At 62.2% G+C, this 14779-nt stretch carries 12 protein-coding genes; 8 read left to right on the top strand and 4 right to left on the bottom strand.

Going from position 1 to position 14779, the window contains the following annotated elements:
- Positions 1–9 precede the first annotated feature (9 nt).
- The 7 genes from tagH to BM026_RS21535 are packed head-to-tail and all read left to right on the top strand — an operon-like array spanning position 10 to position 8813.
- The gene (tagH, locus tag BM026_RS21565; protein ID WP_093530016.1) at positions 10–1182 is read left to right on the top strand and encodes a type VI secretion system-associated FHA domain protein TagH; all 1173 of its coding nucleotides are present in this window, start codon (positions 10–12) and stop codon (positions 1180–1182) included.
- On the top strand, positions 1179–1673 hold the full coding sequence (gene tssJ, locus BM026_RS21560; protein WP_093530014.1) for a type VI secretion system lipoprotein TssJ: 495 nt from the start codon (positions 1179–1181) through the stop codon (positions 1671–1673). Before tagH ends, tssJ begins: the two co-directional genes overlap by 4 nt.
- A 1-nt stretch (position 1674) precedes the next feature.
- Positions 1675–3003: a type VI secretion system baseplate subunit TssK gene (tssK, locus tag BM026_RS21555; RefSeq protein WP_093530012.1), complete on the top strand. Its 1329-nt coding sequence runs from the start codon at positions 1675–1677 to the stop codon at positions 3001–3003.
- A 4-nt stretch (positions 3004–3007) separates the two neighbouring features.
- A complete protein-coding gene (icmH, locus tag BM026_RS21550; protein WP_071487980.1) occupies positions 3008–3871 on the top strand; it encodes a type IVB secretion system protein IcmH/DotU in 864 nt (287 codons plus the stop codon).
- 15 nt (positions 3872–3886) lie between these two features.
- Positions 3887–7261, top strand: coding sequence for a type VI secretion system membrane subunit TssM (tssM, locus tag BM026_RS21545; RefSeq protein WP_093530010.1), 3375 nt, complete (start codon positions 3887–3889; stop codon positions 7259–7261).
- Positions 7258–7971 carry a PP2C family protein-serine/threonine phosphatase gene (locus BM026_RS21540; RefSeq protein ID WP_092244274.1) on the top strand — a complete coding sequence of 238 codons (714 nt, stop codon included), beginning with the start codon at positions 7258–7260 and terminating at the stop codon, positions 7969–7971. Before tssM ends, BM026_RS21540 begins: the two co-directional genes overlap by 4 nt.
- Entirely contained in the window at positions 7968–8813 is an 846-nt protein-coding gene (locus tag BM026_RS21535; protein WP_093121225.1) for a serine/threonine-protein kinase, read from the top strand. The genes BM026_RS21540 and BM026_RS21535 overlap by 4 nt, the downstream gene beginning before the upstream one ends.
- 4 nt (positions 8814–8817) lie before the next feature.
- Here the strand turns inward: BM026_RS21535 and BM026_RS21530 are convergent, their stop codons facing one another.
- A complete protein-coding gene (locus BM026_RS21530) occupies positions 8818–9147 on the bottom strand; it encodes a DUF6388 family protein (protein WP_093530008.1) in 330 nt (109 codons plus the stop codon).
- Positions 9148–9392: 245 nt separating this feature from the next.
- On the opposite strand from BM026_RS21530, the gene BM026_RS21525 reads away from it, so the two are divergent.
- Positions 9393–11468 (top strand): EAL domain-containing protein, encoded by a 2076-nt coding sequence (locus BM026_RS21525; protein ID WP_093530006.1) that lies wholly within the window; start codon positions 9393–9395, stop codon positions 11466–11468.
- Here BM026_RS21525 and BM026_RS21520 read toward each other — a convergent pair.
- The 3 genes from BM026_RS21520 to BM026_RS21510 are packed head-to-tail and all read right to left on the bottom strand — an operon-like array spanning position 11465 to position 14739.
- Positions 11465–12298, bottom strand: coding sequence for a metal-dependent hydrolase (locus tag BM026_RS21520; protein ID WP_092244265.1), 834 nt, complete (start codon positions 12296–12298; stop codon positions 11465–11467). The genes BM026_RS21525 and BM026_RS21520 overlap by 4 nt on opposite strands.
- 15 nt (positions 12299–12313) lie before the next feature.
- Positions 12314–13204, bottom strand: coding sequence for an SDR family NAD(P)-dependent oxidoreductase (locus BM026_RS21515; RefSeq protein WP_071487974.1), 891 nt, complete (start codon positions 13202–13204; stop codon positions 12314–12316).
- Positions 13201–14739 (bottom strand): flavin-containing monooxygenase, encoded by a 1539-nt coding sequence (locus tag BM026_RS21510; RefSeq protein WP_092244262.1) that lies wholly within the window; start codon positions 14737–14739, stop codon positions 13201–13203. Before BM026_RS21510 ends, BM026_RS21515 begins: the two co-directional genes overlap by 4 nt.
- Positions 14740–14779: the final 40 nt, after the last annotated feature.

The raw sequence follows: 14779 nt of genomic DNA, 5'->3' as shown, positions 1-14779 counted from the left end.
GCTGCTGTCATGCAATTGATGTTTGAACTCTGTAGCACCGCAAACGGGGAGCCGCCTGAGCGCAAGACATTTGACGGTGTCGGTGGCGTGATCGGACGTGGGTCGGGTTGTGACTGGGTGCTCCCGGATGCCAACCGTCTGATTTCCAGTCACCACGCTCTGGTCAGTTTTAGAGAGGGCCGCTATTTCCTGACGGATATCAGCAGCAACGGTATCGGTGTGTCGGGCAGTATGGAGCGCCTGTGCAAAGGACAGGCACGGCTCATCAGTGACGGCGATGTGTACCAACTGGGGTTGCTGGATATCCGTGCCCGCCTGGTGTTGCAGGCAGGGCAGGGTTTTGCTCGGCAAGACACGATTCCAGACGACGCGTTCCTGGGGCTGGATCCTGTCGACGCATTGGATCGCGAGGTACGGCTCGGCAATTCCTCGGCAGAGCTGGACGCGTTGGGCACAACGCCACAGGCACCTTTCGAAACCTTGCGTCAGGGCACGGTGGAGCACGATCACCTGGTCGTGCCGCAATGGGCTGAGCCGGCCAGAGACGTCGTGTCACCTGGCCCTGTCACACCACCACCTGCAACCTCGGAAGCATTCTGGGCGCAGTTCGCCCACGCATTGGGCATGCAGGTGGACGCGCTTGATACGCCGGGGCGCGAAGCCCTGGCGATCAAGGTGGCGGGCCTGTTCAGGCAAACCCTCGCAGGGTTGCAGCAAAGCGTGCGAACCCGCGATGAACTCAACAGTGAGGTCCACGGCTTACTGGCGGTTCCGCTGCTCAATACCCGCAACCCGTTGAAAGACTGTGCCGACAACCATGCCGCCCTGGCGTTTTTGCTCGGCGCCGATGAATCCTGTCAGTTCTCTGCCGAGCAAGCGGTCGATCAGGCGTACCGAGACTTGCAGGTTCATCAACTGGCTCTGGTCGTGGCCTGTCGGGCTGCCATACGCGGTGCATTGGCGGCCTTTGCGCCTGGGCACTTGCTGCTGCGCTTCGAACGTGACGGCAAGTCACCCAGGTTCTTCAGCGATGGCGCCCATTGGCGGGCCTACCAACGTCATTATCGGCGACTGACTGAGGACGAGCCCCTGGATGAGCAGGTGCTGCGTCATGATTTTTGCAAAGCCTACGAGGAGCAGGTACGCCTGGTCTCCACCCTTCACGCGGGGTACGCAGGATGATTGGCCTGTCTCGGATCGCGGTTTCATTCACGCTGCTACTGCTGGGGTTGCTGGCGGGATGCAGCACCCTTTCACCTTTTTCCACCCTGACCAAGCTGGACCTGACTCTGACGGCCAGCGACGAGGTCAATCCCGACCTTCACGGCCGCCCCTCGCCCGTGGTGGTGCAATTGCTGGAGCTGCGGCATCCGGTGGCCTTTGAAAACGCCGATTTCTTCAGCCTCTACGGCCGGGCCGAGCAGGCACTGCCCAAGGATTGGGTCAGCGGCGAGGAACTGGAACTGCGTCCCGGCGAACGGCTGGCGCTCAAGCTGAGTGTCGAGCCGCGCAGTCGCTATGTCGGCGTGCTGGCGGCCTATCGTGACTTGCCCCATGTGCAATGGCGATGGGTGCTGCCTTTGGCTCCCGGACAGTTGACCCGTGCCGACATCGTGCTGGACCAGACGGGTATCCGGATGGCGGCACCTCAACCTGACAGGACGGAGGACTGAGATGCAGATCCACAACGTTATCTGGCAAGAGGGCATGCTGCTGAGGCCCCAACACTTGCAGCACAGCGACCGCTACTACCATCGGCAACTCAACCACACCCGGCTGCTGAGCAGTGATGCCTGGGGTTTCCTGAGCCTGGAAGTCGATGTGCAGTACCTGAACCTGGGCAAGATTGTGGTGAACCAGGCCACCGGAGTGCTACCGGACGGCAGCCTGTTCGAGCTGAGCGGCACCCTGGAACCGCTGATGTTGCAGGTGCCTGCCAATGCAGGCAGACAGGCTGTGTACCTGGCGCTGCCGTTGGCGACCGACAATCAGGTTGAGGTGCGCTCGAAGGAGCAACGCGATGTCCTGGCGCGCTATGTTGCCTGTGATACAGAAATCGGTGACTCAACTGCCGGGGTCGACTCTCGTTGCCAGATCAAATGCGCGCGCCCGGACTTGCGCCTGATGCTGGGTGAGCCGCCCGGTGACGCGTTCTACGTGAAACTCCAGGTTGCCCGGGTGGTGGATTCGACCCAGGACGGCGGCGTGAGGCTGGATGCGGATTTTGTACCAACGTTTATCTACCTTCAGGGCTCGGGGTATGTGGCGTCTTGCATCAACGAAGTCACCAGCCTGCTGGCGACCCGTGGCGATGCGATTGCAGCGCGCATCCAGGGAAACGGCGCTAGCGCCAGCGCACAGGTCGGCGACTTTTTGATGCTGCAGTTGATCAATCGTGCGGAATTGAGATTGCGTCACTACCTGAGCCAGACCCAGGTGCGGCCGGAGGTGGTATATCGGGAGTTGCTGTCGATTTTCGGTGAGCTGTGCACCTTTTCCAACGACAGCAAACGGGCGCAATTTCCGGCGCAATACCGGCATGGCGATCAGGGCGCGAGCTTTCGTGGATTGATGGAAGGCCTTCGTGCGGCGCTGTCGCTGGTGTTGGAACAGCAGGCGGTCGAGTTGACGCTGCAACCACGGCAGTACGGGGTGCTGGTATGCCCGGTGAGCGACCTCAAGTTACTCGGTACGGCCACCTTCATCCTGGCGGCCACTGCCCAGTGCGATACGGAGGAACTACGTCATCGACTGCCGGCCCATCTCAAGATCGGACCGGTGGAGCGTATCCGCGAACTGGTCAACCTGCAGCTGGCCGGGATCAAGGTCAAGCCGTTGCCGGTAGCGCCGCGGCAGATCCCGTTTCACGCCGGCAAGACCTATTTCATGCTCGAACTCAGCCCCCGTGACATTGCGCAGTTGGAGCAATCAGGTGGTTTCGCCTTCCACGCCAGCGGCGAGTTTGCCGAGCTGGAACTCAACTTCTGGGCTATCAGGAACTGACGTCATGACTATGGACAGTGAATACCCGCAAGACGAAAGAACCGTGTTGCTTGACCGTGAGGGTCTCGGACCGGCGCACGCAGCCGTTACGGACTTCCCGTCGCCGCCACGCTTCGAGCAACTGGAAGACCGCATGATCTATTGCGCCCAGATGCAAGGCATACGGCACTTCAAGAGTGGCCCCAACGTGCTGTTGACCGCGGCCTGGGAACTCTTGCTGCAAGTGGTCCAACTCAAGGCCAGCCCGGGCCGGGAAAGCCTGCCGGCACTCAATGAGGAGTTTTCCTCGGGCATCAACGCGTTCGAGGCCTATGCCTTGTATCTGGGGGCCGAGAACAGTCAGGTGATGTCGGCGCGTTACGTACTGTGCAGTGTCATTGATGAAGCCGTGGTCACTACGCCGTGGGGCGGCCGTAGCGACTGGTCGAAGACCAGCCTGCTCAGCCGTTTCCACAACGAAACTTTTGGCGGTGAAAAATTTTTCCAGCTGCTTGAGCGTTTGTCCCGTGACCCCGTCAAGCATGTGGCCCTGCTGGAATTGATGTACCTGTGCCTGTCCCTGGGGTTCGAAGGCCAATACCGTGTCATGGAACGGGGAAGGGCGCAGCTCGAAACTGTACACGACGCGGTGTATCGCCAGATCAGGCATGTGCGCGGTGATCAGCCGCCGTTAACCCTTGTATCCGGCGCCGGCGTGACCTCTCAGGCACGGATACGCATTGTCTCGGCTACCTGGGCCGCAGCCTGCGTGCTGGCGTGTCTGCTGGTGGTGTATTCGGGGTTCGCCTGGATGCTGGGCCAGGAGCGCAGGGCGACGTTGCACGCTTTCCAATCTTCGCTGGCAGAGCCGTCTCGGACGCCCTTGTAACGCTGGGAGCAATGAATGAACGCATTCTTCAGACGCGTGGGCAAGGTGCTGCGCGAGAGTTGGGTATGGAGCCTGTTGTTGGTGCTGGCCGGTGCGCTGCTGGTGTGGTTTGTCGGGCCGTTGCTGGCGGTAGACGACTACCGTTTCTGGCAGGGTTCGACGGCCCGTTTGTTGACCATCAGCGCAATGCTGCTGTCCTGGGGGTTGGCGATGGTGGTTGTGGGGGCACGTCGCTCCGCGCGTTTGGATCAGCCTGGGCAGCTGGAACATCTTCAGCAGCAGGGGTTGATCAATGACGAAGTGGTGCAGGTGCGCAGGCGCTTCAAGGAAGCGCTGCAGACGTTGAGAACCTCACACCGCTACGGCGAGCGCAGTGAGCGTTCGCGCCAGGAACTGCCCTGGTTCCTGTTGATTGGCGAGCAGGGCAGCGGCAAGACCGACTTGCTGGCCGCTGCCGGGTTGCCGGCGGCGCTCGACCGGACGCACGCGATGCCGCCAGGCGCCACCTCTTACTGTGACTGGTGTTTTGCCGACGACGCGGTGGTGGTCGAGATGGCCGGTCGATACCTGAGCCAGACCGACCACAGTGTCGATGCAGCAGGATGGTCGACAATGCTGGACATGCTCAAGTCATGGCGCAGGGCACGGCCGCTCGATGGCGTGGTGGTGACGCTGTCAGTCGATACGCTGTTGCGCAGCAACGAACACGACCTGGAGCTTCACGCGCGCCATGTGCGTAACCGCTTGCAGGACATCCAGCAGTCACTGCAGGTAGATGTGCCGGTTTATCTGGTGCTGACGCAGCTTGATCGGCTGGCCGGGTTTGCCGAGTTCTTTGATGCGCGGCAGGGCGATGCCGCAGAAGGCTGGCTGGGTGAGCGCCTGGTGTCAGGCATGACAGGCACTGATACCGCCGAGGTGCGCGAAACATTCGACGCCTTGTTGCAACGTGTGGGTGCCGAGCTGATCCCGCGCTTGCATCAGGAGCGCAACCTTGAGCGCCGAGGCCGCATGCTGGGCTTTCCTCAGCATCTCGCTCGCCTGGGCGAGTTCGTCTGCCTGTTTATCGAGAGTGCGTTTGCCGCTCATTGCTACCAGCGAATCAACGGCTTGCGCGGGTTCTACCTGACCTGTGCGAAGACAGGTGATGTGCGTGCCCATTTTGCCCAGGGCCTGTTCAATCGGGTGATTTTTGCCGAGGCCGGTCTTGCCGGGCTGCGTACCCCGGAGCGACAGCGCATACGTCGACGCCACGGGTTGATGGCGCTGGCCGCCTCGTTGGTTGTGGGTACGGCCGGGGCGCTGTGGGCGCACAGTTACGCATTCAACTATCAGCGGCTGGTGCAACTGCGGGAGCTGATCAACCCCAAGCCTGTAGGCCAACCCGAAGCGGACGCCAGCCTGGCGTTGCTCGCGCTGTTGGACAGTCGCCTGGCGGCCACGGAGGTGTTTCCACCGGCGGCGCAGGTACCTTGGGTTGAGCGGGGCGGCTTGTATCAGGGCGAGTTGAGTCGGCCATCATTGAACAGCGCCTACGAACAAGCCCTGCATCAGCAATTGCTCCCCTACGTGACCCTGCGGCTCGAACAACAGGTACGTGACAGCCTGGGTGATCGCGAGCAGTTGCTGGACAGCCTTCGCGCTTACTTGATGCTCAACCTGCCCGAGCGACGTGATAAGGCCTGGTTGGCCGAGCAAGTGGCGGGGCTGCGGACTGTTGGGTACATCGAGGATGCATCGACACACAAACGCCTGAACGAATACGTTGCACGGCTCGTTGAACAGGGTTTTTTGGCCCCGCTGAATGATGAGTTGGTCGCCCAGGCCCGCCTGGTGCTGCGCGGTGAGCCAATGGTAGAGGTGGTCTACCGGACACTGCGCGAGCAAGCGCGGCACCTGGAACCCTTGCGCCTCGCCGAAAGCCCGGCGTTTTCGAGGGTTGAGCCCCCCATCCCGGGTTTCTATACCCGTAAATACCTGCAGTTTTTCGAGAGCCAGGGGCCACAGTTGGTCAATGCCATCGCCCAGGATAATTGGGTGCTTGGGGAGGCCGCAGACCTCAGTGTCGTGGACTTGCGCAAGCTGATGCTGGCGCTGGAACAGCGTTACTTCAGCGAGTACGCCGACATCTGGAGTGATGCGCTGGGTCGAGTCAGTCTGCTGGAAAGCGACGACCTGAGGCACAATGCGCAGCAGCTCGCGAACTTGACTTCCGCCCAGTCGGCGCTGGTGTTGCTGTTGCGGCAAGTGCGTGAACACACGCGACTGCTGCCGACCCATGAGCGGTTTGGAGCGGTGGGCCAGCAGGTCGCTGAGTTGGGCACGCCGGTGTCTGGCTTGCTCACCCGAGCCTTGCCGCGCCAAACACTGCCGGATACTGCCCGGCGCGCATTGCTGCGTCGTTTCGAGCCCTTGCACCAATTGCTAGATGAAGAGCAGAACCCGACGGCCGAGCTGACCCAGGCCTTGCGCCTGTTGGATGAGTTGCACTTGCAAGTCTCGACACTGAACCGTGACAGTTCGCCCGAGCACGCGGCATTCAAGATGGCCCGGCAACGCATGGATGGACAGCAGCCGCTGTTGGGTAACCTGCGTGACGCTGCTGCTCGCTTGCCGCAGCCGCTCAAGGGCTGGTTGGACGGGATTGCCGAGCAAACCTGGCGCCATCTGCTTGATGACGCCTATGGGTACGTGAACCAGCGTTATCAGAGTGAGGTGTATGGCTTTTATGTGAAGGCGATCCGGCACCGCTACCCCTTCAATGCCGACGCCGGCAGCGATGTTGCCCTGGGTGATTTCCAGTCGTTCTTCAAACCACGGGGGGTGATGGAGCACTTCTATGACAGCTACCTGCGGCCGTTCGTCAGTGTCGAGGGGAGCCGCTATCGTTTGCGTGGCTTTGAGGGCCGCAGCTTGCCTGTTTCACGTTCGTTGCTCGACCAGCTGACACGCGCGCAGGTCATTCGCCAGGGGTTCTTCAGCGCAGACCAGGGGAATTGGGCCGTTCTGTTCACGCTGGCGCCCTACAGCCTGGACCAGGCCGTCAACCGCGCGACGCTGCGGGTGGGCGATCAACAATTGGAATACCGTCACGGTCCCATCGTGCCGATGGCGTTCCATTGGCCGAGTGATGCGGACAATGGGCGCAGCAGCCTGGTACTGGAGCGCGGTACCGAGCGACCGCTGGGCATTGAAAAAGACCGGGGAGCCTGGTCGTTGTTCCGGCTTTTCGAACTGATGCAAAACGAGCCGGCCAGCGGCAGGGATGCACAGATACTCAAGGCCGACCTGGCCGGCCTGCGTGCCAACTACCTGCTCACCAGCCAACGCAGCCCCAGCCCGTTCCAGATGGCCACATGGCGCGGCTTCCGCCTGCCGGAGCAGTTGTGAACCGCGCGCACCCTTGGCGAAGTGCTGGCCGCACGGCGCAAGGCAAGCGTCGTGCGCGTAACGAGGATGGGTTCCTCGATTGCCCGCAACGCGGTTGCTGGGCGGTCGCCGATGGAATGGGAGGGCACCATGCTGGGAATGTGGCCAGTCAACGGGTGGTCAGCAGCCTCGCGGCGCTGCCAGGCCAAGGCAGCTTCGACCAGCGGGTCGAGGCCGTCCAACGCTGCCTGCGGGGGCTCGACAGCCAGTTGCAGGCGGCCGATGGCCTGGCACGCGTCATGGGCAGTACGGTGGTTGTCCTGTTGCTTGAGCGTGACCGCGCGGCGTGCATCTGGGCAGGGGACAGCCGATGCTACCTCTGGCGAGGGCAGCGTTTGTATCAGCTGTCCAGGGACCACTCCCTGCAACAGCAACTGATGGACAAGCAGCATGTGAGCCTGGAACTGGCCCGCGCTCATCCAGACGCCCGTGCCTTGACTCGTGCCATTGGCGCCGGAAAACCGCTGAGTCTGGAGATACTGGAACTGCGTCCCCATCCAGGCGATGTGTTCTTGCTGTGCAGTGATGGCTTGTACCAGGGGCTCAGCCACCGGCAACTGGGGCGTGCGATGAATGCCGGCACGCCCGGGCAGGTAGTGGAGCGGTTGTTCAGCGACGTGTTGCGTGGACCTGCGCTGGATGACCTCACTGCGGTGGTGGTGCAGCCATGAACGCCGCAGCCGGTCCGCCGAACCTGCTTGCGGGACGCTACCAGCTGGAGCGAATTCTCGGTTCAGGGGGCATGGGGGTGGTCTATCGTGCCCGGGATCTGCTGCATGAGGCGTTTGGCGAACCGGACGCGCGCGTGGCGCTGAAGCTGTTGGGTGAGACGCTCTGTGCGTCCACCGACGCCCACGTGTTGCTGTACAGCGAGTTCGCCCTGACCCGGAGCCTGCGACATGAACATGTGGTCCGGGCCTTTTCGTTCGAGGTAGACACGGCGCACCAGCTGGCATTCTTCACCATGGAAGTGATGCCCGGCCTGACCCTGGACCGCCTGCTCCCGGAATGCCCGCAAGGGATGGCGTGGCAGGCGCTGCAACCCATCGCCCTGCAACTGCTGGATGCGCTGGCCTACACCCACCGACAAGGAGTGCTGCATGGCGATGTGAAACCGGCGAACATCATGCTGGGGGAGCAGGGGATACGGCTGTTCGATTTTGGCCTGGGGCATGCTGAAGCGCAGGCAAGGGCCGGATTGCCCGGCCTGAGCCGCAGTCGCCTGAATGCCTGGACCCCTGCGTATGCAGCGCCGGAGCTGATGGCCGGAGGGCTTCCCTCACCCCGTGCCGATCTGTACGGGGTTGCCAGTGTGCTCTATGAGTTGGCCGAAGGACGGCGCCCCGGCGAACGTCAGCAGCATCAGCCGCTGCCGAGGCCGAGGCAGTTGCCCAGGCATTGCTGGCCTGCAGTGTCTTCGGCTCTGGCGATGGATCCTGAACAACGCACGGTGTCGGTCGCCGAGTTGCGCGAAGTGCTGGGCGGCGGGCGCCGTCTCTGGTTCCTGGGGTAGTGCGTTAGCCGGGCAGGTCGTGCAGTTGGCAGTACTCGACCCAGCTCAGGCCCGCCATCTGTGCCACCTCCTTGTGTACCTCACGACGCTGGGCGTCAAAGGCCTCACAGGAATCGGCGGTCAGTTTGAGGGTCAGCTCCCAGGCAAACAGGCCCTGGCGTTCAGCTTGCGCTTCAAAGGCTTCATGCAAGCGTTCGGCGCGGTACTGGGCCAGGGTTTCGCCCCTGGCCTGGGCAGCCAGCGGATTCAGGGTATCCAGTTCGGCGGCGACATCGGGGTGTTCATCGAGGAATCTGTCCAGCGCGCGCTGGTGGTTATCACCGGGTTGTGACAAAGGCTTACTCCAAACACAGGTCAGGGGGAGGGCGGATAGGCGTCATTGAAGCAGATTGAGCGATTGGCCTGGATCATAAAACTCAACTGTTTGGAAAAAACAGGGCCTGGCCTGTTATCCGATTCGGAAATTCACCCAGATGAATGGCAAAAGGCTTTCGCTCATTGGGCCAGGACGTGTAGCGTTAGCCGGTGCTTCCAGCCCTGCCTTGCAGGGACAGTGGGCGATGGGCAGAGGGATGGGTCATGGCGCAAACGCTGTTCAAGCTTTTCTTCACCCAACGCCTGGCTGCGTTGGCCAGCACTGAATCGCTGCGGGCGATCCGCGAAGGGCTGTTGTGGATCCTGCCTTGCCTGCTGGTCTCGGCGGGCTTTCTGATTCTGTCGGAATGTGCTCGCGTCCTTGGCTTCCACGCTCAGGTGGTGGCGTTCCTCGCCGGCCTGCACAACCAGATCAGTTCCGTGATCCCGCTGCTGGTGGCCGCGTCCATCGGTTACATGCTGGCGATCCAGCATCGCCTGCCCCAATTGCCCGTGGCATTCCTGTGCCTGGCCCATGTGGTGGTGGCGACATTCATCCTGCGGGACTACCCCAGGGCCTCGGCCACCTTTGTGCTGTTTATCGCCATTGCCTCGCCGCTGTTGAACGTTCCCGCAATTGCCTGGCTGCACCGCTACCGCTGGACCCGTCTGGTCAACGAAGACCTGGTGGGGCACAACCTGCGGGGCACGATCAATATGGTGCTGCCAGGCGCTATCACCGCCCTGGCATTGGTGGTGGTGCTGTCCTTGTTGCTGCAGATTCCGTATGTGGCGCAGTTGCAAGGCCCCCAGGTGCTGGACGCGCTGGAGTCGCCCTACGGCAGCGGCCTGTTCGTGACCCTGATGAATTCGCTGCTGTGGTTTTTCGGCATCCACGGCGTGTACGCCATGCAACCGCTGTTCGATGTACTGGACCAGGTCGTGGTGCTGAACAGCACGGCCCTGGCGGCGGGCGAGCCGGTCAAATATGTGTTGAACAGTGGCCTGTTGGGCAGCTTTGCGTTTATCGGTGGCTCGGGCGGTGCATTGTGCCTGTTGCTGGCCATCCTGCTGTTCTCCAGGAGCCAGTCCATGCGCTTGTTGGCGGTGGCGAGCCTGCCGCTGTCACTGTTCAACGTCAGCGAGGTGCTGCTGTTCGGCTTGCCGATCATCCTCAACCCGCGTTTGTTCATACCGTTTCTGATCGTCCCGGCGTTGAATGCCATGCTGGCGTTGACGGTGGTGCAGATGGGCTGGGTGTCGCCGGCGGTGGTCAGCGTGCCGTTTACCGCGCCGGTGCTGCTCAATGCCTATCTGAGTACCCACGGCGACCTGGCGGCGGTGGCGCTGCAAGTGGCGCTGCTGGGCCTGGGCACCCTGGTGTACGCGCCGTATGTGCGGGCGATCCATCGCCAGGCCAGTGAAGGGGGCACGGTGTACCTCAAGTCCCTGGACATGACCTTCCGTGGCCTTGAAGAAAAGGGCCGTCTGCGCGAGCTGGACCCGGTACTCGCCTCCCACAAGACCCTGGCGCGCCAGGCCGTGGAACTGAGCCGCATCCAGCAGATCAGCGACTATGAGTTCTACCTTGAATTCCAGCCGCAGGTCTCGACCCGCACAGGCCTGTGCACCGGGTGTGAAGCGCTGATGCGGGCCCGCGACGCCCAGGGCACGGTGCATTCGCCGTGGGAATTCCTGCAATGGCTGGCCCAGGCGCGGTTGATGCCGGATGTGGATGTGTGGGTAGCATCCCAGGCGGTTCGCCAGTACCAGAAGTGGCAGAAACTCGGTTTTTCCCTGCCGATGACCATCAATATTTCCAGCGCGACCCTGACCGACGCCGCCTTCGGCGAACGCCTGGTGGAGATCCTGGCCCAGGCCCATGGGCACGTATCGGTCGAGATCACTGAGGACGCCCTGGTCAGTGATATCCAGGTCACGCGCCAGACTATCCAGAAGCTGCAGGCCATCGGTGCCAAGGTGTATATCGACGACTTCGGCACCGGCTTTTCGGCCCTGAGTTACCTGCACCAGTTCCCGGTGGACTTCATCAAGATCGACCGCAGCTTCGTGGTGGCCCAGCACGACCCCAAGGGCGCCCAGGTGATGACCGGCATGCTGCGCTTCTGTGAGGCGCTGAACCTGGGCGTGGTGGTGGAAGGAGTGGAGACTGCCGAGCAGTTGGCCTTCCTGAATACCGGCGCCGAATTGATTATCCAGGGCTGGTATTTCAGCAAGGCACTGCCGGGCGATCAGTTGGAAGGGTTCGTACGCGAACGCGCCGCCTTGGCGCAGGCTTAATACCCGCGCTGGGTCTGCTCTATCTCCTCGACCAGGCCATCGATCCCGGCCAGGCGCGCCCGATTGTCGTGGTCCCAGGGGTGAAAGCCGGGTTTGAAGTAGTGCAGCCACGGCACCAGCATTCGTGGGAAAACACCCTTCGGCCCATACAGAAACTTCAACATGCGCCAGAAACCCTTGAGGTGCCCACCCGACTTGCGGTCGGCAATCAGCAGGCGCAGGTGAAAGTCGAACACCACCAGCCAGAAGAACACCGTGGTGGTCAGCATGGTGCCGGTGCGCAGCAGATAGCGCTTGGGGCCGGGCTTGATCACGCGGTTCCATACATCGAACGCCACGGCCTTGTGTTCGGTTTCTTCCAGGGCGTGCCAATACCACATCTGCTGATAGCCCTTGAGCGAATTGCCGAAGCGCGACGGGTCGCTCAACAGGATTTCGGCCAGCATCGCCGTGTAGTGTTCAAGGGCAATGGTCACCGCCAGGTTGAAGGACGCAGGCAGGTGTTTTTTCTGCCAGTCGAGGATGAACTTCAAGCGCCGGTCCAGCGTATGTGCCGGCAACCCGGCGGCTTGCAGCAAGTCGTTGTAGGCCACGTGTTCGCGGCTGTGCATGGCCTCCTGGCCGATGAACCCCTGGATCTCTTTTTTAAGCGCGGGGTCGTCGATGTCCTGGCGATAGTGGCGCACGCTGTCCATGAAAAACAGCTCGCCCTGGGGAAACAGCAGCGACAGGGCATTGAAGAAATGGGTGATGAACGGGCCCTGTTCATGCCAGTCCTTGATGCGCTCGGCGGGCAGGGCGAAATGGATGTCACGGCGGATCGGCAACATAGTGCGTGCTCCTGTTCAGAGGTGGGGCTCGTCGTTGGTTTCAAATACCGGCGTGCGCGGCTTGGGCGCCATGCGCTTGCTGGCGAACACCACCAGGGCTTGATAGGCCGAGGGCAGGCAACGGGCGAGCAGGTCGAGGAAATACGCGTCGCGGCCGATCAGCACGCGGCGCTTGTTTTTGCGCACGCCGTGCAGGATCACTTTGGCGGCCTGGTCGGCGTCGGTGATGAACAGCTTTTCGAAATCGGCGCGGGCCTGCTGTTCGCTGTGGATCAGGAAGCCCGTCATGTTCGCGTCGATACGGCTGCTGCGGCAGATATCGGTGCGGATGCCACCGGGGTGCACGCAGGTGGCCGACACGCCGCAGCGTTGCAGGTCCAGTTCCTGGCGCAGGGATTCGGTGAAACCGCGCACCGCAAACTTGGTGGCGTTATAGCCGCTCATGCCGGGCTGGGCGAACAGACCGAATACGCTGGACGTATTGATCACATGGCCTTCGCCCGAGGCTTTCAGGTATGGCAGAAATGCTTTGGTGCCATGCACCACGCCCCAGAAGTTGATACCGACGATCCATTCCAGGTCGGCATAGTCTACGCCTTCAACCGTGCTCGACAGAGCCACCCCGGCATTGTTGAACACCAGGTTGACCTGGCCGTGATCGGCCACGCAGCGTGCGGCCCACTCCTCCATGGCCTGGCGATCGGACACATCCAGTACCTGGGTGGTGACCGACACGGGGGCCAGGGTCGAGGTCTTGATCAGCGCCAGGGTCTGCTCCAGCCCCTGGCTGTTTTTATCTGCCAGCGCCAGGTGGCAACCTTCACGCGCCAGGGCCAATGCCAGGGCGCGGCCCATGCCGGATGCGGCGCCGGTAATTGCCGCTACGCGGCCATTGAATGACTTCATGACAGGCTGCCTTCCGGGGTGGAGTGGGGGGCCGGCACGGGGCGGCTGGGCAGGTTGACCGGCAACTGGTCGACCACGTAATCCTTGAGCGCAAACTGGCGGGTGACCTGCTTGAAGCGCCAGGTCGAGCCGGGCCACAAGGTGGTGTTCCTGCCGGTGCGAGGGTCGAGGTACCAGCTCTGGCAACCGCCGGTGTTCCAGATGGTGCGCTTGAGCTTGGCTTGCAACTGTTGGTTGTAGGCGCTTTCCACGGCCGCCTTGACGTCCACCGTGGCGATGCGGTGCCGCTGCATGTGCTGGAGGGCACCCATGATGTAAGTCACCTGGGCTTCGATCATCAGGATCATCGAGTTATGCCCCAAGCCAGTATTGGGCCCGACGATCAGGAACAGGTTGGGATAGCCAGGCACCGTGGTGCCCTTGTAGGCATGGGCGCCGTCTTGCCAGGTGTCCATCAGGTCCACACCGCCGCGCCCGATGATGCAGTCGCGGGGCAGGGGATCGCTGGCCTGGAAACCGGTGCCGAAGATCAGGCAATCGGCCGGGTGCTTGATGCCGTCGGCGGTGATCACGCCGTCGGCTTCGATGCGCAGCACGCGATCGGTGACCACCTCGACATTGCTGCGCGACAAGGCGGGGTAGTAGTCGTTGGAGATCAGCACGCGTTTGCAGCCGATGGTGTAGTCCGGGGTCAGAGTCTTGCGCAGGGATGGGCGGGCTACTTGTTTGTGCAGATGACGCAGGGCGATTTTCTGCACCATTTTCATCAGTCTTGGGTGCAGGGCAAAGCCCACCACGCGGCCTTCCAGCGCCCAGTAGAAAGCACCGCGCACCAAGCGCTGAGTGAAGGGCAGGTGCTTGAACAGCCAGCGCTCGAAAGGCGTAATCGCCCGGTCAGGCTTGGGCATGATCCACGGTGGCGTGCGCTGGAACAGGTCCAGGTGGGCCACTTGCGGCGCGATCTGCGGTACGAACTGAATGGCACTGGCGCCGGTGCCGATCACCGCGACGCGCTTGCCTTTCAAGGAGTATTCATGGTCCCACTGCTGGGAGTGGAAGCGCTTGCCCTTGAAATGATCGAGCCCCGGAATATCCGGTAACGCCGGACGCGACAGGCCGCCCATGCCCGACACCAGCACCCGCGCACTGACCTGGCGGCCACCGCTGAAGCTCAATTGCCAGCGTTGCAGGTGCTCGTCGAACACCGCTCGCTCCAGGCCCATGCCGAAGCGCAGATAGGGCGCCAATCCAAAGCGCGTGGCGCATTGCTCCAGGTACGCACGGATCTCCGCCTGCGGCGCGAACTGCCGCGTCCAGGCCGGGTTGGGTGCAAAGGAAAACGAATACACATGGGACTGCACATCACAGGCGCAGCCCGGGTAATGATTGTCCCGCCAGGTGCCGCCGAGGGTGTCGGCCTGTTCGGCGATAAAGAAGTCGGTGAACCCGGCTTCCTTGAGCTTGATCGCCATGCACAGGCCGGCAAAGCCGGAACCGATGATGGCGATGTCGATTGAATCACTCTGGGCATTCATAAGCAGTCCCTCGTGGGCATCGGATGTGCTCCTTTCTTGT

The organism is Pseudomonas sp. NFPP24 (assembly GCF_900112095.1).
Taxonomy (GTDB): domain Bacteria; phylum Pseudomonadota; class Gammaproteobacteria; order Pseudomonadales; family Pseudomonadaceae; genus Aquipseudomonas; species Aquipseudomonas extremorientalis.
Note: the sequence above shows the minus strand (reverse complement) of the source record. Positions and strands in the feature narration are given on the sequence as shown.

Coding starts and splice junctions, on each gene's coding strand:
- BM026_RS21525 (WP_093530006.1), top strand. CDS start 9,393: ATGGCGCAAACGCTGTTCAAGCTTTTCTTCACCCAACGCCTGGCTGCG.
- tssJ (WP_093530014.1), top strand. CDS start 1,179: ATGATTGGCCTGTCTCGGATCGCGGTTTCATTCACGCTGCTACTGCTG.
- tssK (WP_093530012.1), top strand. CDS start 1,675: ATGCAGATCCACAACGTTATCTGGCAAGAGGGCATGCTGCTGAGGCCC.
- tssM (WP_093530010.1), top strand. CDS start 3,887: ATGAACGCATTCTTCAGACGCGTGGGCAAGGTGCTGCGCGAGAGTTGG.
- BM026_RS21515 (WP_071487974.1), bottom strand. CDS start 13,204: ATGAAGTCATTCAATGGCCGCGTAGCGGCAATTACCGGCGCCGCATCC.
- BM026_RS21510 (WP_092244262.1), bottom strand. CDS start 14,739: ATGAATGCCCAGAGTGATTCAATCGACATCGCCATCATCGGTTCCGGC.
- tagH (WP_093530016.1), top strand. CDS start 10: ATGCAATTGATGTTTGAACTCTGTAGCACCGCAAACGGGGAGCCGCCT.
- icmH (WP_071487980.1), top strand. CDS start 3,008: ATGACTATGGACAGTGAATACCCGCAAGACGAAAGAACCGTGTTGCTT.
- BM026_RS21520 (WP_092244265.1), bottom strand. CDS start 12,298: ATGTTGCCGATCCGCCGTGACATCCATTTCGCCCTGCCCGCCGAGCGC.
- BM026_RS21535 (WP_093121225.1), top strand. CDS start 7,968: ATGAACGCCGCAGCCGGTCCGCCGAACCTGCTTGCGGGACGCTACCAG.